Source organism: Tenacibaculum adriaticum, assembly GCF_008124875.1.
Classification (GTDB): Bacteria; Bacteroidota; Bacteroidia; order Flavobacteriales; family Flavobacteriaceae; genus Polaribacter; species Polaribacter adriaticus.
The window spans coordinates 114,993-133,310 of record NZ_VNIA01000004.1 but is presented as its reverse complement, the minus strand read 5'-3'; the positions used below and the strand labels follow the sequence as shown (position 1 = coordinate 133,310).

At 30.8% G+C, this 18,318-nt stretch carries 13 protein-coding genes; 3 read left to right on the top strand and 10 right to left on the bottom strand.

Features of this window, described 5'->3' with window-relative positions; all coding sequences use genetic code 11:
* Window positions 1-67: 67 nt before the first annotated feature.
* From C7447_RS12075 to pdxR, 8 genes are all read right to left on the bottom strand, one after another.
* On the bottom strand, window positions 68-1,282 hold the full coding sequence (locus C7447_RS12075; RefSeq protein ID WP_148870775.1) for a hypothetical protein: 1,215 nt from the start codon (window positions 1,280-1,282) through the stop codon (window positions 68-70).
* A gap of 16 nt (window positions 1,283-1,298) precedes the next feature.
* Window positions 1,299-2,849 carry a M14 family metallopeptidase gene (locus C7447_RS12070; RefSeq protein ID WP_148870774.1) on the bottom strand — a complete coding sequence of 517 codons (1,551 nt, stop codon included), beginning with the start codon at window positions 2,847-2,849 and terminating at the stop codon, window positions 1,299-1,301.
* Window positions 2,850-2,851: 2 nt separating this feature from the next.
* On the bottom strand, window positions 2,852-4,153 hold the full coding sequence (locus C7447_RS12065) for a porin (protein WP_148870773.1): 1,302 nt from the start codon (window positions 4,151-4,153) through the stop codon (window positions 2,852-2,854).
* Window positions 4,154-4,173: 20 nt separating this feature from the next.
* Window positions 4,174-5,316 (bottom strand): beta-aspartyl-peptidase, encoded by a 1,143-nt coding sequence (gene iadA / locus C7447_RS12060; protein ID WP_148870772.1) that lies wholly within the window; start codon window positions 5,314-5,316, stop codon window positions 4,174-4,176.
* 3 nt (window positions 5,317-5,319) lie between these two features.
* Window positions 5,320-6,675, bottom strand: a complete 1,356-nt coding sequence (gene dcuC / locus C7447_RS12055) for a C4-dicarboxylate transporter DcuC (protein ID WP_148870771.1) — start codon at window positions 6,673-6,675, stop codon at window positions 5,320-5,322.
* Between the two features lie 16 nt (window positions 6,676-6,691).
* Window positions 6,692-7,696: a lamin tail domain-containing protein gene (locus tag C7447_RS12050; protein ID WP_148870770.1), complete on the bottom strand. Its 1,005-nt coding sequence runs from the start codon at window positions 7,694-7,696 to the stop codon at window positions 6,692-6,694.
* A 26-nt stretch (window positions 7,697-7,722) separates the two neighbouring features.
* Window positions 7,723-8,547, bottom strand: a complete 825-nt coding sequence (locus C7447_RS12045) for a lamin tail domain-containing protein (protein WP_246143068.1) — start codon at window positions 8,545-8,547, stop codon at window positions 7,723-7,725.
* A 316-nt stretch (window positions 8,548-8,863) separates the two neighbouring features.
* On the bottom strand, window positions 8,864-10,363 hold the full coding sequence (pdxR, locus tag C7447_RS12040; RefSeq protein WP_148870769.1) for a MocR-like pyridoxine biosynthesis transcription factor PdxR: 1,500 nt from the start codon (window positions 10,361-10,363) through the stop codon (window positions 8,864-8,866).
* 93 nt (window positions 10,364-10,456) lie between these two features.
* On the opposite strand from pdxR, the gene C7447_RS12035 reads away from it, so the two are divergent.
* The 3 genes from C7447_RS12035 (at window position 10,457) to C7447_RS12025 (ending at window position 14,325) form a co-directional block, all read left to right on the top strand.
* Complete coding sequence (locus C7447_RS12035) at window positions 10,457-11,380, top strand: hypothetical protein (RefSeq protein WP_148870768.1); 924 nt, start codon at window positions 10,457-10,459, stop codon at window positions 11,378-11,380.
* A 129-nt stretch (window positions 11,381-11,509) separates the two neighbouring features.
* The gene (locus C7447_RS12030) at window positions 11,510-12,952 is read left to right on the top strand and encodes an SLC13 family permease (RefSeq protein WP_148870767.1); all 1,443 of its coding nucleotides are present in this window, start codon (window positions 11,510-11,512) and stop codon (window positions 12,950-12,952) included.
* A 125-nt stretch (window positions 12,953-13,077) separates the two neighbouring features.
* A complete protein-coding gene (locus C7447_RS12025; protein WP_148870766.1) occupies window positions 13,078-14,325 on the top strand; it encodes a serine hydrolase in 1,248 nt (415 codons plus the stop codon).
* 5 nt (window positions 14,326-14,330) lie between these two features.
* Here the strand turns inward: C7447_RS12025 and C7447_RS12020 are convergent, their stop codons facing one another.
* Both C7447_RS12020 and C7447_RS12015 read right to left on the bottom strand, forming a co-directional pair.
* On the bottom strand, window positions 14,331-17,153 hold the full coding sequence (locus C7447_RS12020) for an Npt1/Npt2 family nucleotide transporter (protein ID WP_148870765.1): 2,823 nt from the start codon (window positions 17,151-17,153) through the stop codon (window positions 14,331-14,333).
* A gap of 44 nt (window positions 17,154-17,197) precedes the next feature.
* Window positions 17,198-18,106 carry a serine hydrolase gene (locus C7447_RS12015; RefSeq protein ID WP_148870764.1) on the bottom strand — a complete coding sequence of 303 codons (909 nt, stop codon included), beginning with the start codon at window positions 18,104-18,106 and terminating at the stop codon, window positions 17,198-17,200.
* Window positions 18,107-18,318: the final 212 nt, after the last annotated feature.

The following is an 18,318-nucleotide window of genomic DNA, read 5'->3' as shown; positions in this document are numbered from 1 at the left end:
ATTTACAAATTAAAAAAAATAAAAAGTAAATGATTTTTGTCAAATAATAAATCACTAATAAAATATCTTAGAAAGCAATCTGTAAAAGAAGTTCTCCTTTAATTAGGTTAGCTCCTTGTGCATAGTCAACAGATGTTACTGCTGCTTGTAATTTTAAATTATTACTGTCAAAATATTTAGTGAATCCAATTGTATAACTCTTTGATTCTTGCAACAATGAATTAATGTGATTCTTATATTCTGGTTCCATATTTTCGTATCTAAAATCTAAACTGTAACCTTTAGATGTTACATAACCTGTTTGTAAGCTATAACTTTCTCCTAAAACTAAATATTCACTAATTTCCTGAGGTGCTAATACTTGGGTTGCTCCAGCATCTAAAAAAGTTCCTTCTAAACTACTTGCACTACTGCTAGCATATTCAGCTAAAAATGAAAATCCTTTATATTTAAATAAGATATCTGTAAATATTTGTGAGTAATCAGGTAAGTTATTTTTACCATCAACATCATACAAAATAAAATCTCCATGACCTTCTCCAGTAGCGTTACTTGCTCCCTTGTTTTTACTAATTGCTCCACCAACCAAAACTTTCGGTGTTTGTTCATGTGCTATATCTGCAGTATATTTATCATTCCCTTCAGTAAAATATCCAGCTGGATATACATCTAAACGAGCACCAATCTTTAAACCGCCTAAATCAGAATCTCTCGAATCTGCTCCAAAAGAATTTCTACCATCACCTGATGTTACTGCAAAACTTGGAGCAATCCCTAATCTGTTACCAAATTTTGACTCTATAAACAATCCAAATTCTCTACCTGTTTTACTATATAGGGTGCTCAACATACCTCTATCTGTAAACTGTAGTTTATCTTCTCTATAAATCATTTCACGGTTATTCAAAAAACTTTGTTTTTGTCCACCAGTTATAGTTAACCATGTATAAGGGTGATAAGCAACCCAAGCATCTAATAGAGGGTCTGATAAACTAAAATCAGTTTGCATTAAAAAACTTACTTTTTCATTAACTGCTTTACCGCTGATTATGAAAAAATTTCTTTTAGAATTGAATTGATACCCTGAATCTTCTCCTTTTACTTTTTCATAACTAATACTAGGTTGAATAAACCCACCAATATTAAATTGATAAGCACCTTCGTTAAAAGAAAAATTTAATCCTGTACCAAGTTTAAAATTGGCTTTATTTCTAGGCTCTGTTTCCTGCGCATTAACAATAGCTATACAGAAAAATATAGTAAGACATATTATTTTTTTCATAATTGTTGATTTCATTTTAATTCTTTTTAGATAATCTATATATTGGTAATTCTTTATTTAATTCAGTTTCTAACACGCCAAAACTTATAAAGCTATTTGGTGCTTCTGGCTCCAATACTTCTGCTACTATTGGAGCGTTTTTTTGGTTTGTAGTAATAATAATTGTCCCCTTTGGAAACCGTTTCGTTTTATTTACTAATTTAGTTTTTAGGGTCTGACGATTCATTTTTTCATAAGGCTTTTCATTTTTATCATACGCTGTTACTAAATAAGCATCTACATTATATTCTGTTTCCTTAATAAGTGTATAAGTTTCAACTCCTAAAACATGTAGCTTTTTTATTAAATCTTCATGGCCTGCTTCTATTATATAAGCTGCTGGTTTTTCTCTAGTTAATTTTGGTATAGTTTGTAAACCATCTCTTATTGTTACCTTCAAATCCATCAAGTCATATGTATCTAAATCTATCACCTGAATAGTATCTTTATAAACCGTTGGAGAACTTGTAACTGTAATGTCTTTATTCGCATTCTCCTTCTGTGCTTTCATTATTTCTTCTTGTACTAAATTGAAATTGTTGAAAGTTGTTTTTAAATAAGACATTCCTATTAGAAAAGTTGTTGCGACTCGTCTATTAAAAGAAGTTCTACCTAACTTAACTCCTCTTACTTCAACCAAAGTTGAAATGGTATTGGTAAGAGCATAGGAAGTTGCGCTAGAACGAGCATTGTTAGCCCCTTTTTTAAATTGAATCTCTCCATGATAGTTTCCTGTAGACATATAACTCTGATAACGCAATCCATTTTTAGTTAATACTTTTCTAGCATTTTCTACAAAAAGCGTATCCGTTAGTACTCTCAAATTTTCAGGAACATTAAGATTTCCACTATATAAGAACATAATATCATACAAAGCGGCAATTCCAAAGGTGCCTAGTTTTGCAAAATCTCTACGATAAGGATTGTATTCATGAAAATCGACACCTACTTCTGGATTAAAGTTAGAAAATGCTTTCTTTAATGCAATACTTTCAGGAGCCATCAACTTAGTTTGATCTCGGTTTAAATCCAATCCATTATCAGCATAACGACTTTGCTTCATATAACCATCTATATTTGCCATAGGCACTATGCATAAATCAATCTTATCTAATAAATAGTTATAAATTGGGTTATTTAAAAGATTGTGCATTAAATATAGAAGCCCTTCTGTACTAGCAGGTTCATTACCATGTAAACCTCCTTGCATCCATACTTTAATTTTATCGTAGTTGGAATTTGAATTGGTTAGCCTTACCATAGGTATTCTAAACCCTTTTTGACTTTTTCCTATAAACTTCACACTCACATAATCTGGATGCTTATCTTTTTGATTATATGAAAAAATCAGAAGTTCTTTATAATCTGTAAATCCATTTTTTTTCTGTAAAGCAGGTGTTACAATTCCTAAACTATCTGAATCAGGAAAATAGCGTTCCGTAATTTTTTTAGATTGCGGATTTAATTGTGGAAAAGTGGTCGCTACACTTAATAGGAAACAAATTAATATAAAACTGTTCTTTTTCATATTTAAAAAGAAAAAGTTAACATTAATCGACCAATCAACTCATCACCTTCAATAGGGTTACCATCACTACCATTTATTGAATCTCCATCTACGTAGGTAAATGATGTTTGTATTTTAGCTCCATAATTACGTCCTAAATACTTACTTAAACCAATTGTATAATAATAAGGACGGCTGTAAAATGTATCATTATTCAAAAAAGAATTTTCATCTGCTTTTAGGTAAGTATATCTACCATCTATAGAAAATCCACTTTTAAATACATATCCTGCTTGGATATTATACCCCTCACCTAACATCATACGCCCTTTTACATAATTTTCTACATCTTGTATACCACCTACGTCAAAACTAGTAGAAGTTGAACCACTATTAAGTATACGTTGTGTTATATCGGAAGGCACAGAAGCTAAGCTTTTTACGAACTCTCCTAACATAGAAAAGCCTTGATATTTAAAAAGAAAATCGGCACCATATTTTGTGTAGTCTGGTAATGATTCTTTGTTATCGTCATCCAAATAAATTATATCTCCGCTTCCTCTTCCTCTTCGGCTACTCATACCAAAATTTATACTATAATTAGCTCCAATAACTAATTTTGGTGTTCGTTCTCGCATTACGTCTGCTTCTTTAAACTGACCAAAATTGGTAAATAATCCAAAGGGTAAAAAGTCTAGACGTCCACCAACTTTTATTCCTCCGTGATCCTTACTAAAAACATTTGCTCCATCACCATTTGTTACCACCAGATAAGGCTTTAAATAACTACCTCCACCAGTTCTAAATTTACCTTGCAAAAACAAACCAAACTCTCGTATAGAGGCGAATGCAGAAGTTAATCGACTACGTTCAACTAATTGAAGACTACTAGAAGCCATAAATAATTCTCTGTTATCCGTATAAGTAGAACGTTGTCCAAAAAGAACAGTTAATTGTTTCGTTACTTCGTATGAGGCATAAGCATCTAATAAAAAACTACTTGAAGAATCATCTACTTCTGAAGAACCACTTAAATCAAAATGAACACGATAGTTAAATCTCTGATCTTTTGATCCTCCATCTATTCTAAATCTAGCACGTCGTATTCTAAATCTATTTTCAGTATCAAAGTCATCAGATTCTGTATACTGTTTTGCTTCAAAAAGTGGTTGTATATAACCACTCATTTTAATTTTTTTACCTCCTTTTGTTGTAAATTGTAATCCTTCTGAAAATCGATAAGAATTCATTTCAGCAGATTGTGCTTGTATCTGAGAGATTATCAGAAACAAACAAAAGGTTGGTACTATTTTTAATATTTTCATATTCATATTATTATAACTACTTATTCAAAATTTCCTTTTACTATAATATTAGTGTCTTTCATCATATGTTGTCCTCTTGCAAAAACATCATGCAGTTTAAAATCTTTATCGAAAACGCATAAATCTGCATCATAACCAACAGCTATTCTTCCTTTGGTTTTTAATCCTAAATTTTTAGCTGGATTTACAGTGATTAATTTAAAAGCCTCTTCGATTCCTATTCCTCCTTTTTGAATTAATTGGACGACTTCTTTTAAGTTTTGATCGATAGGAGCTTGTCTTACTCCAATGGCGTTACCTTTCTCATCAAATTTGGTAAGACCTGCATGTCCATCAGAACTAAAAGTCATTGTGTCTATATTTACTCCTTTTTCTAAAGCATATAATACCGATTTATAAGGTGATGTATATTGCGATGCTCCTGTGGTAATATCAATCATCCCTCCTAGTTTAGCAAACTCTATTGCTTGATCAAAAAGAGCTTTAGTTCTTCCTACATGGGTGGGAGAAATATGCTCAATTGGAAATTGATATTTAGTAACAAGTTCAAAAAGAATATCCATTTTTGTATCTAGATTTCCTAAATGTATATGAAGAATTCCCTTTTTATTACCAATACATCCTCCTACCCTTACATCTCTCAGTTTTCTTAATAATTCTGTTGCAGTAGGGTAAGATGATCGGATATCACTAATCGCTATTTTACACCCTAGAATTTTATCAATAAAAATCATATCTCCTTGAATGCTATCTGTAATAGTAACAGTGTCTATTCCATAATAACCACAAAACATATATGCAGATACTCCTTCTTGTTCTAAGGATTTTACTTTACCATAAAGTGTACGAATGTTTCTGGCTGTACCATCCGTACCTAATAAACCTACTACTGTAGTTGTTCCACAGGATATTAGTTCACTTAAACTAACCTCAGGAGTCATAGATGAAAAACCAGTCTTACCACCAGCACCTATAATATGCATGTGCTGATCTATTAAGCCAGGTGTAACAATTTTACCTTTTGCATCATAAACATTAGCATATTCTGCATAAGAATCTAAATTATCTGATATAGCTACTATTTTTTCACCAGCTATTAGAACATCTTGTTTTCCAAGATATTCAGGAGAATACAGTTTTGTATTTTTTAAAAGTTTTAACATAAATTACATAAAGTGATAACAGAGCATAATAATTAAAGCTACTATTAAGGGTATAAAATTTCTTTTTACAATGGCAAGTGTGGTAACCCCTGCTATTTCAGATACAGCTATAATAACACCTGCAACAGGAGATACTGTTCTTCCCATAGATGCCGATAATTGCATAGGTAAAATAATAGCAGTGCTATCTACTCCCAATTTGGCTGCTATTTTTGGAACTAACGGGCCAAAAGCAAAAAAGGAAGCATTACCACTCCCCATAAGCATAGAAGCAAAAAAAATCATAATAGACATAATTACCCCTATTCCTATCGCTTCAAAACCTAAATTTTGTGATACCTTTACTAAACCATCAATAAATCCTAAACTTATCAATCCTTTTGCGAAAATATCTGCAGCAATGATAAGTGTGACAACGGATTTGAAGATATTACCCATTCCATTCCAAAATATTTTAAAAGATTCAAAAACTTTTATAATGCTTTTAGTTCTTATCAATTCAAATAAAATAGCTATAAATAAACTAATAAACATAGCCGTAGTTGTATCTAATGAAACAGGAAAGCTAAATAAATTAAACAGCTTTGAAAAAAGGATTAATAATAATATTGGAAGTATAGGAATTATAGCATATATCAATGGAGTCTTAATGTTTTCTTCTTGAATATCTACTTCTTGTTTTTGCTGAATATTTTTTTTATCATAATAGCGATTAACAAAGTAATAAGTAATCATCATTGATATACTTAAAGGGATCGCTAAAGGTATTTGATGCTTAACAAAAAACGATATCGTATCTATATCTGCTATGTTGGTAGCACTTGCTGTAATTGCTGATGCTGGTCCAATTCCCATAGCAGTACTTGCTGTTATAACAGATACAGCTGACAACCTACTAACCCCTAAATTGATTAATATAGGGAAAAGAGATGCCATTAATAATAAACTTAATCCTGCTGCAGATGGTATAGCAACAAATAAAATTTGTCCGATAGGTATCACTAAAGATGCAGCTAAATAAGGTTGCTTTTTAAATAATTTTAAAGGTTTCATTGCTACATAAACTAAAGTGTTAGATGCACCTATTTTATCAATATACGCAACAAACCCTCCAATAGCCATAATCATTAATCCAACACCAGCATTCGTTTTACTGAATGATTCTTTTATATATTTAAAAAGATCGAATCCAGCGAAACCTGTTGGATTAACAAGAGTTGGCATCTTGAAATTTAAAATCATTGCTAGCAACAACATTAAAAGACCCAATATTATCAATACTGCATGGGGATTATATTTTTTTAATAACAATCGTGTTGTGATAATTATAAAAATGAGAGATAATATAGGGCCTAACATGTAATTTTATTTATATTTAAAATGAAGAACCATCAACTTTTGTTCCTGGTGAAAATAAGGCTCCATTCGATTCTGGAACCTCAGCTCCGTGTTGAACAAAATCTCCAGTTAAATCAGGATATCTAGTATAAGATTCATCTGGGTTCCCTGACAAACCATTAACATCGAACGCTACAACAACATTACCTGTAACACCTCTTAAAGTCATAACATCACCTGCATTACTTATGTTCAAAGTTCCTTCTGACGCAAGCTGTACTACTGCTCCTCCAAAACTTCCTGTTGGATTTCCTCCTCCAAAAAGCACTAAAATTCCTCTTGCAGGAACAATAGATCCAGTTGGAAATGTATGTCTAACTTGTGACGTGTCTGAAACGGTATATCCTGTTAAATCTAATTCATTATCTGAATCATTATAAAACTCAATGAATTCATCATCGGTAGCGTCACGAGTTCCATCACCGTTAGCATCTCCTGCCAATCCAGTAGGTGGATCATAAAGAACTTCATTAATAATTACTGAAAAAGGACAACCATTATTACTAATTTCCCCAGGGACTAGAGGACAAGCATCAACAGCGTCAAAAACACCATCATTATCTGTATCAGTATTGACGTCATCATCTGTAACTGAAATATTAATATCAAATGTTGATAAAAAAGTATCACCAACAATAATATTAATCGTTTCTATTCCTTCAACTTCATCATCTTGAATACTTGTTAATGTAATTTCTCCCGAATTAGTCCCTGCACTAATTATAATTTGTGAAGACGATAATGTATAATCAATTCCAACTGTAGCTGTACCTTCTATTGTTAAAGGAATTACAAGTTGTTCTGCAGCTGGTCCATTTAGTGTTGCTGTTACTGTAATTGCTCCATCATCTTCAAGTAAATTTGTTTCTGTACTGCTAACTTCAATTAATATTGGAGAGATGTCTTCTGTAGTACAAGAAAAAAATATAACCAAGAGAAATACAAAACATAAAGATTTAAATGGAATGTTTTTGGTGTTCATTTTCATGAGTTTTTAATTTAAAAAATTTATTTAATAATTATTTTTGATGTCTGAGTTTTATTATCAATATTTAATTCAAGTAAATATAAACCTCGCTTAATTTTGCTAACATCCATAACATCTCCATTAGTCTCTTCCTCTAACATTTTTCTTCCATTCATATCATAAAGAGCAATGGTTTTTAATCCTTGAGTAGGAGTTTTAATGTTGATTTGATTTTGAGTTACTGGGTTTGGATATATTGATAATTCTAATTTACTAAACTCTTCATTTGATAGAACTGATCCATCAGCGAATGTTCCTGGAGAAAACAACACCCCTGCTACAGCATCTTTATGCTGAACAAAATCCCCGGTAATGTCAGGATTTCTAGTATAAGACTCATCTGGATTATTAGAAAGTGCATCAGAATCAAATGTTAAAATTACTGTTCCAGAGGCATTTTCAATTTCAATGATCTCTCCTGAATTTTGCAAGCTTAATCCTGCTGAACCTGTATCGGCAATAACAGTTGCCCCTCCGAAAGCTCCAGTTGGTGTTCCTCCTCCAAAAACAACAAGAAACCCATTTGCTGGTAAAATTGTACCTGAAGGAATTGTATGTCTTAAAGTTCTTGTTCCATCAGCAATTACATTATCATATATCATGTAACCACTAACATCAAGTGAAGTAGCTCCAGTATTTACAAATTCTATGAATCCATCATCGGTAGCGTCACGAGTTCCGTCACCGTTAGCGTCTCCTGCGGCTCCAGCAGGTGGATCATAAAGAACTTCGTTAATAATAAGCTGTGCTGATGCAGAGTAACTTATTGTTAAAATTAATAAAAATAGAAAGTAATTTTTTTTCATATTAAAGGGATTTAAATAGGTTGAAAATAGATATACTAGGCCCAAAGCTATGAGAGATTCAATACATTTAAAGATACCAATACCCAAATCAAGGTAATACCAATTCTGTTTTTTTAAGTAAACAAGATGGATTAAAAGAGTTTCAATCTCTTTTACTTTCATGTATTTTATCAAGGATACATTAAACTTTTACATTTAACAAAAAGTAAGATTTTACTGTATTTATGCATATAACAATGATAGATTTTAAACTATTTTAAAATTAAAAACTACAATAAAATGAAGTGAAAATGGAGAATAAAACAACTATATAGATTTAAATAATACCTGCTAATTTTTTAATTTTCTGTTTTAAAACTGCTGGTCTTACAGATGAATAACCTAAAATTAGTCCTTGTTTTTTTGGTGAAGTTATATAGCACTTACTCAAAGGAAAAGCTATTATATCATTCTCATTAAGTTTTTTAATAATCTCCGTTTCATATTCTTCACTTACCGGTGATTTAAAATAGGCTAATAAATGAAAGCTAGAAAAAGGTTTTTGTTGTACATACATGGTTTTACTGATGGATTCAAATTCAGTTATAAATAAATCATGTCGTTCTCTTGCGACCTCTATACTGTTTTTAATATGTTGATATAAATAATTTTTTTCAATAAACTGATTCATAACTACCTGAATGGAAGGAGATATAAATCTGTGTGAATGCTCTTGTAACGCTTCGATGATTTTAACTAAATATCTAGGTATAATCATGTACCCTAAACGAATTGATGGATGTAATAACCGATTAAACGTCCCCATATAAATAGTTCGGTCTTCAGTATCTAGACTATATATTGTTGGAATACTATTTGATGAGTTTGCTATTTCATTTTCATAATCATTTTCTATGACGAATGCTTTGTTTTTAGATGCCCATTCTAAAATTTCTTTTCTTCTTTTAAGACTCATCTGTATACCCAACGGATAATGATTAGAAGGTGTTACATGAACCACTTTTGGTTTATTATGAGTTATAGTATTCATTTTATTTATATTAATACCCTCAGAATCTAATTCAATAGGAATTAAATTAGCTTGAGAGCTTTTAAAAATAGAATGAACATTAGGAAATAATGGATTTTCTAACACCACAGAATCATCTTTATCAATTATAGCATTTGTTATTAAATATAAAGATTGCAATGATCCAGATACAATCATCACCTGTTTAGCATCGCATTTAATATTTCTACTAACATTTAAGTAATTACAAATACTTTTTTTAAGCTCATGTAATCCTGTTGATTGTGAATAGGAAAGTCCAGATGATTTAATATGTCGCCAGTATGTATTTAGAAGTTTTTTCCATTGATTTACAGGAAATACATCTAAAGGAGGCAACCCAGGCCTAAAAGCTAAACTTTTGTTTGGTAATCTATTTATAAGGGAAATATTCTTTAAATAAGATTGTCCTTTTTGGGATATATCTGGATATAAATTAATATTAACAGGTTCTTTTTGTTTAGAAGACGATTTATTAATTGTTGTATTCTCGTAATTAATACGATTACCAGAACCAGGCTTAGAAAAAATTAATTTTTCTAAAAGTAATAGTTCATAAGCTTTAATTACTGTTGTTCTTGACAAACCTATCTCCTGTGCTAAAATTCTTGTAGGGGGTAATAACCAATCATGAGGTAATTCAATATTCAGAATACATTCTTTAATGGCTTTATAAAGTATAATATACTTATTAGAAGGAACATTTTGTTTTTGACGCTGATACTCTTTTTGTATTCTCTGAATGGTAAATCTATTATTGGTATCCATTTTTTAAAATAATTGGTATCGTAAACATAGTAATTATTAAATTTAATTTGTCTTGAATCAACATATAATTATAATTTATTTTAAACTGAAATTATGAAAATCAAAAATCTATCCCTGATCTTATTACTAACAATTCCTTTTTGGTCATGTAGTAAGGATGAGCAACCAACCCCTGACCCACAACCCACACCTATTAACCTTGCTAAAGGATCTGGAACTTTTAATTACGATTACGAATCAACAAGTTTAAACAAAACTTTGGGTGTATATTATTATATTCCTGAAAATATTACTCCAACAACTCCAATCGTATTTGTGTTTCATGGAACTCAAAGAAATGCAGGAGAGTATAGAGATGCAATGATAGCAAAAGCTGATGAATTTGGATTTATAGCAATAGTACCTGAATTCTCTACACAAGATTTCCCTGGAGGTGATGGTTATAATTTAGGAAATGTTTTTATAGATGGTGATAATCCAACTGAAGACTCATTGAATCAAGAAGAAGAATGGGCTTTTTCTATTATAGAACCTTTATTTGATTATACTAAAACACAAGTAAATAACACAAATTCAACTTACGATGTTTTTGGTCATTCTGCTGGAGGTCAATTTTCTCACAGATTTGCCATGTTTAAGCCAAATGCTAGATTTAATAAAATGGTAAGTTCTTCTTCTGGCTGGTTTACTTTTCCTGATGCATCTATTAGATTTCCTTATGGTTTTGATCTATCTCCTTTAAAAAGTATATCATTATCTAACTTGTTTTCAAAACAAATATATGTTCAAGTAGGTGAAAATGATGATGACCCAAATGCTGCCAGCTTAAGGCATAATGATTATGCTGATGCTCAAGGACTAAACAGAAAAGAACGAGCTATTAATTTTTTCCAATTTAGCCAAAATTTATCTCAAGAAAACAACACTTCTTTCAATTGGAATTTTGAGATAGTAACAGGTATGGATCACGATTATATAGAGGCCGCAGAAAATGCAGCAGACATACTTTTTAAGTAGAATTATTAAATAGTATCAAAAAATAATCTAATTTCGACTCTGAATTAGTTAGTATTATAGTACAAACAAATTCCAAGAAAAATACCACCTGCAATGCAGGTGGTATTTTTAGGATAAAATCAACTTATTATGAAAGTTTCAAAAAAGAATATAGGATTGTTCCTTGGACCTATTCTATTTATACTAATTAAATTATTTTTTCATCCAGAAGGACTTGATGGTTCTGCAAATGCCATATTAGCTTCTACTGTTTGGGTTGCTATTTGGTGGATTACCGAAGCAATATCAATTCCTGCAACAGCATTACTACCGATTATTTTATTTCCCTTAACAGGAGGTTTATCATTAAGCCTTACAACAGCTTCCTATGGGCATAAATATATATTTTTGTTTATTGGAGGTTTTATACTTGCTATTGCCATTGAAAAGTGGAATTTACACAAACGTATTGCCCTTAACATTATCAAAATTGTGGGTACCAATGTAAATCGTATTATTTTAGGATTTATGGTAGCAACAGCACTTCTCTCGATGTGGATATCCAATACAGCTACAGCCGTAATGATTTTACCAGTTGGAATGGCAATTATTGCACAACTTCAAGACAACCCAAAAACTAAGCAAGATGAAAATTTAATTTTTGGTAAAGCATTAATGTTAGCCATTGCTTATAGCGCTTCTATTGGAGGTATGGCGACACTTATAGGAACACCTCCCAATTTGGTTTTGGCAGGTGTTGTTGAAAAAACATATCATACAGAAATATCATTTTTACAATGGTTTATTTTCGGTTTCCCAATAAGTATTCTTTTATTGTTTGTATGCTGGGTTTATTTAACACGTTTTGCTTTTAAGTTCAAGCAAAAAAAATTTCCTGGTGGTAAAAATGAAATCGAAAAACAATTAAGAGAATTAGGTAAAATGTCTTATGAAGAAAAATCTGTTTTAGTTATTTTTTCGTTAACTGCTTTGGCCTGGATTAGTAGAGCGTTTTTATTAGTAAAATGGTTACCCGCAATTGATGATACTATTATAGCAATAATAGCTTCAATTATATTGTTTTTAGTTCCTAGTAGCAAAAGGAACCAGCCATTAATATCTTGGGAAGATGCTGTAAAATTACCTTGGGGAATTTTAATTTTATTTGGAGGAGGAATGGCTTTAGCTCTCGGCTTTGAGTCAAGTGGTTTGGCGTCTTGGATTGGAAATCAACTAACCTCTTTAGAAGGCATTTCCGTTTTTATTCTCTTATTGGTTTTAATTACTTCTGTTAATTTTTTAACAGAAATCACCTCAAATATGGCCACAACAGCAATGTTACTCCCTGTTTTAGTATCATTGGCTACCGTAATAAATATTCATCCCTATATATTATTAGTAAGTGCCACGGTTGCAGCATCATGTGCATTTATGTTACCAGTTGCAACACCTCCTAATGCCGTAGTTTTCGGATCAGGCTATTTGAAAATAGAAGATATGGTTAAAAAAGGCGTCTGGATGAACATTGCTTCAATTATAATATTAACGTTAATTGTGTATTATGTTCTCCCTTTAATTTGGGATTTAAATTGATTAACACCATTTTACTAAGATAGTTCTAATACTATTATTTCTTAAAAAGAAAAAAGATATAAGTTTGAAATATTTAGAACCTATTATTCTAAAAAAGAAATATCTTTAGCAACAAAATTGTAAAGATGATAAAATACATAACTTTAATATTTGCTTGCTTTGTATTTACTATACCGAACAATTATCCTATCGACGGGTATCAAAATACAGGCATTAAAAGATTGAAACGCCTTCAGTTAACAATTTCTGGGGAATTGCCAAATCCAGGGCTTCCTTCTGGCGCCTATAAATCTATTAATGATATTAAACTTAATCTTTTGAGTAGAAAAAAAGAAAACACTGAAAACTTATTAATAGAAGATGCTATTTTACAAAAAAAAATAAATACACTTTTTCCAAGGTTAGACAGAAGTTATTCTATTACAATTCTAGATATTACGAACCCAACAAACTTACGATATGCTCAACAAAATGAGTCTAGAGGTTATCAACCTGGTAGCGTAGGCAAGCTAGCGGTAGTTACTGGTTTATTTCATCAATTAGCTAAAATTTACCCCGACTCATGGGAAAAAAGAACAGACTTATTAAAAACTAAATTTGTTAGAGCTGGTAATTGGGCATTATCAGACGAACATACAGTTCCTATTTTTAATACTGAAACTAATAAACTTGTTAAAAGACAAGTTGATGCTAGCGATGTTTTTTCGCTATATGAATGGACAGATCATATGCTTTCCGTAAGTAATAATGGTGCTGCTAGTGTTGTTTGGAGAGAAGTTTTATTGATGGCTGCTTTTGGTGATAAATATCCAAACTTAACCGAAATTGAAGCTGACACTTATTTTAAAAATACACCGAAAAGTATTATTACCGACTTGAGTAATGATGTTGTTAATATACCTTTACGAGAACTGGGTATTACATCAGATGAGTGGAGATTAGGTACTTTTTTTACAAGAGGAGCTAATCAATACGTAGGAGCTAAAGGAGGTAGTATAGGCACACCTCTTGGTTTAATGAAATGGATGTTACAATTAGAACAAGGTAAAATTATTGATGAAAAATCTAGCTTAGAAATTAAACGATTAATGTTTATGACAGATAGAAGAATTCGATATGCACAAGCACCTCAGTTAAAAGATGCTGCAGTTTATTTTAAATCTGGTAGTTTATATAAATGTGATCGTACAAAAGGAGAGCCATGTGGTAAATACAAAGGCAACGTAGATAATTTTATGAACTCAGTAGCAATTATAGAGCATCCTGATGGCACCAATTATATGGTTTGTCTTATGACCAATGTTTTACGCAAAAATTCTGCTAGTGACCATATGTTTTTAGCTGGCTCTATTGACAAGGCGATAAAGAGTTAATTTTACTAATACTTAGCAAGTATTTCACTAGCTTTATTCTTTATCTTTTTATCTGTATTATTTAAAATCATTTCAACCAACGGTTTAAATTTTATATCGTTGGTTTTCTCTATTAAATCAAGAACCGTTAACTTCAATTTATTATCATTCCTTTTAAGTAACTGAGTAAAACATTCCAATTCACTAGGAACTCTAATGTTTAATTTTTTAATCTGCTCTTCAGAAGCAGTATCCATCAATATAGATTCGGCAATAGGAATAAGTTCTCTTTTAAGTTGCATATCTAATATGTTGTCAAGGAATTCTATAGCATGTATACGCTGTTCTTCCTCTCCTTCTAAGATCACCTTTAATACAGGATCAATATCATCTGGAGGATATTTCATTCCTAAAAACTTAAAAATTCTTTTTAGTTGCCTATCTAACCGATTTTCTAACAAATCAATAAGCGCAGTTCTTGCCAACCTCTCTTCCTTAGACTCAATATCATCTTTACTTTTATACTGTAAAACAATCTGAGAATGAATTGCAGCCAATGTGTTTTGATACAAATCGCATTCATCTAATATTATATCAATAATATGACGATCTTTTATTTCAATATCATTATTATCCCATTTTATTTTTTGTAAGGATTCTATGGCTGATATTTTTACTTCATGCTCTGTGTTTGTAACTAACTTCATAAGAGCCTTAACTGCTTTTCGAGAATTAAATTTCCCAATTACAGAAGGGATTAGTCTGGCATCTTCTAAATCAACTTTATTTTCAATAACCGTTTCTGCAAGAATATCAATAATAGAATCTCCGTAACTAAACAATGCATCTGTAGCAGACAATCTATTTTCTTTTCTAGATAGATTTTCTATGATTGCATTTATAAATCTAGAATCAAGAGTTTTTGAAGCACTTCTTAAAGCCATTCTTACTACTTCTTGATCTGGATTAAAAAATTGATCACTAATAGTTGTGTAAAATTTCACAACTTTCCCATTACCAATTGAAGCCAATATAATTAGTAGTTTGTTTTTCACTTCCATTGGGTCTTGAAGTTCATTTACTTCCTCTAAAGCATTGGCGATCCTCTTTTCTAAATTAAACTTTAACTGAAGTTTTTCATAGTTTCGTAATTCGAGAGAAAGACCCAGTAACGCTGCATTGCGTATTGTAAGATCATTACTACTAAGATACTTATCGAATAACTTAATTGTATCCATTTCATAATGTTTTAATAAATATCGGAAAGCCGCTGTTGTTACCTCTTGATCTGCATCATAAATCATAGGTTCAATTAGTTCGCAAAGATTTTCCTTTCTTAAAAAATATAAATTCTCTACAGCTAATGCTCGAACTTTTGATGATGGGTGATTTAATAAAGATTCTATCTCCTTAAAAAAACGGTCATCTTTTATTTCTAATGTTTTGCTAAGCATGTAAAGCACTTGGTTTTCTGTTCCCGTTTTAAGCGCTTTTTTTACCGAATCAACGATAGAAGTAATAGGTGTTTCTTTAGATTTGTTATTTTTTTTATTTCCGTTTATATCTAAAATTAATTCTTTAAATGCATTTATGTACTCGTTTTTTAAAAGTAAAATCAAATAAATCCATAATGAAATTAATCCAATAATAATTAAGCTTACATATTTAGAAGGTATATCTAAACCATTAATAAAGAAAATAAGAATAAATCCTGCAATTCCTGTTGCAATACTATCTACAACTACATCTATAAATGTTTTAGTTTTCTTTTTAATTTCAATGGGAATAGGAATAGAAAGTAATTCTGTTGCCGCTCTATTTACAGATTGCTTTAAACTACCATCTACAATTTTAATAAAGACCAACACCCATAATTGAGGAACAACAAGCAGTAAAAAAGATCCTAAAAAAATTCCTGTAGGTAACCAAAGAAGTGATTTACCAACACCAAACATTCCAACAATTCTTTTTGTAAAAAACAGTTGAACAATTAAAGAAACTACACTTAAAGTAGAAAGCCAAAAGCCAAAGAAAGAAGCCAGCTCTTCCGGGTCTTGTATTAATATAGACGCATAATCACTATATTGATAATCTACAAGTTTAGCTACCAAAACACTAAGCCCAATAACCACAGCTATTAAAGAAAGTAATTTAGATTTTCGTATTAATCGAAAAGAATTTTCACCTTTAACATCAGAACGAAGACTTATTTGAAAAGTATTCAACTTTAAAACTTCATTTTTCCATATATACCTCACAATAGGAATACATATTAGTAATAATAAAGCTGCTACAAAAAGTAGCTCTTCAGCTGCTATGAATTTTGCTAGTATTGACGTAATATAACCTCCAAAAATTCCTCCTGCAATAGCTCCTGAACCTATAAAGCCAAAGATCCGTTTTGCCTCACGAATATTGTAAACTAAATTTGCAAGAATCCAAAATTGAGAAGCTGCTAGCAATCCAAAAATAGCAACCCATATATAAGGAATATAAAGCAATAAACCCTTCCCTATATTTAATTTAAAAGCTAAACCAAAAAAGACCAACGAAGCAATAGACCCATAAAGTGTTAAAACAATAATTCTATTTAATTGTGTTTTTTCTAATGCTTTATTATAAAAATAAGAACCTATAATTGCGGCAATAGCTGTTAAAACATAACCTAATGGTAATGCACCTGATCCTAATTCAGAAAGAAAAAGTGAATTAATTGTTGGTTTTACAATTAACAAAGTCGTTATGAGTAAAAAAATATTGAGTTGCAACAAAAAAGTTTTGCGCAACTCATCTTCTCTTATATCAAAAATTTTTAAAAGATATTCTTTTAATATATTTTTAAAAGCCATTTAAATTAGGAAATTAAGTGCAATTAATATTGCAAACTTAACAATTATACTTTTATAGCTTCCTCTTTTAAAACCTTCTCTATTGGCTCAACTAAACTTCGTATGATTTGTTCTCCGTTAGCATCTTCTATTAGCGCTACTAAAATATATTTTCTCGATCCTTTTCCCCACACCAATATTGAATCTGAATGATAGGTTCTCCATGAACCTGACTTACGGAATAACCGAGCATGTGGAGCAATTCTTTCTAACGTATTTACAAATTTATGATGTAATGCAGGCTTCTCCATTATATCTAACATTTCTTTTGAACGTTTTTCATTTACTAATTTTCCTTGAAGCAATAAATAATAAAATCTACATACTTGAGATACAGTAGCGGCATGACTTAGATTTTTTAAAGGCTCTCTATTTGTCTTACTATTACCAGACGCATATCGTTTACCTACCCATAAACCTCCTCCATAATTTTCATCATATAAGCTGTAGCGATCGCTCGTTAGTACTGTTTCAATTTTTTCATAACCGAGCCTATCAATCATTCTAGTCGTAGCCTGATTATTAGATTTACTAATCATTAACTTCATATCTGCTTTTACCTCAGATGTCTCCTTTAATTCTCCTTTTTCAATTGCATCCATCGCAGCTAATAAAACGGCTATTTTTGGTAAGCTAGCAGCATACATCATTTCATTTCCATTAATATCTGCAAATTTTATTTGATCAATATTACTTAAATCTACAACACCAATTGCAATTCTTTTTTGCTTAACTAAAGCTTTCCATTTATGATTACTATTAATCGTACTTTCTAGTTTTGCTTGAAGTGGAAGATTTATTAAATCCCTAAGGGGTGTTTCTCCATTTTTTAATTTTATAGGGAATGTTTGCGCATAAATGTTAGCTTGTACAACTACCAAAATAAATATGCTAATTATAAAATTTTTCTTCATTTGATATATTAAATTTTTCCAGCAAAAATAAATATTAAATCAATACCTTTTTAAAATACTTTAATTTTAGTTAAACTTTAACTTATTAAAAATCTTACATTTAACTTAAAACAACTTCTTCATCAACTTATTTTACGAGTTTAAAATCACATCAATTATAAACCTCAATAAAATCTCACAACAAGTAAACAAATTAGCTTACTCCAACCTCT

Coding starts and splice junctions, on each gene's coding strand:
- C7447_RS12075 (WP_148870775.1), bottom strand. CDS start 1,282: ATGAAAAAAATAATATGTCTTACTATATTTTTCTGTATAGCTATTGTT.
- C7447_RS12070 (WP_148870774.1), bottom strand. CDS start 2,849: ATGAAAAAGAACAGTTTTATATTAATTTGTTTCCTATTAAGTGTAGCG.
- C7447_RS12065 (WP_148870773.1), bottom strand. CDS start 4,153: ATGAAAATATTAAAAATAGTACCAACCTTTTGTTTGTTTCTGATAATC.
- iadA (WP_148870772.1), bottom strand. CDS start 5,316: ATGTTAAAACTTTTAAAAAATACAAAACTGTATTCTCCTGAATATCTT.
- dcuC (WP_148870771.1), bottom strand. CDS start 6,675: ATGTTAGGCCCTATATTATCTCTCATTTTTATAATTATCACAACACGA.
- C7447_RS12050 (WP_148870770.1), bottom strand. CDS start 7,696: ATGAACACCAAAAACATTCCATTTAAATCTTTATGTTTTGTATTTCTC.
- C7447_RS12045 (WP_246143068.1), bottom strand. CDS start 8,547: ATGAAAAAAAATTACTTTCTATTTTTATTAATTTTAACAATAAGTTAC.
- pdxR (WP_148870769.1), bottom strand. CDS start 10,363: ATGGATACCAATAATAGATTTACCATTCAGAGAATACAAAAAGAGTAT.
- C7447_RS12035 (WP_148870768.1), top strand. CDS start 10,457: ATGAAAATCAAAAATCTATCCCTGATCTTATTACTAACAATTCCTTTT.
- C7447_RS12030 (WP_148870767.1), top strand. CDS start 11,510: ATGAAAGTTTCAAAAAAGAATATAGGATTGTTCCTTGGACCTATTCTA.
- C7447_RS12025 (WP_148870766.1), top strand. CDS start 13,078: ATGATAAAATACATAACTTTAATATTTGCTTGCTTTGTATTTACTATA.
- C7447_RS12020 (WP_148870765.1), bottom strand. CDS start 17,153: ATGGCTTTTAAAAATATATTAAAAGAATATCTTTTAAAAATTTTTGAT.
- C7447_RS12015 (WP_148870764.1), bottom strand. CDS start 18,106: ATGAAGAAAAATTTTATAATTAGCATATTTATTTTGGTAGTTGTACAA.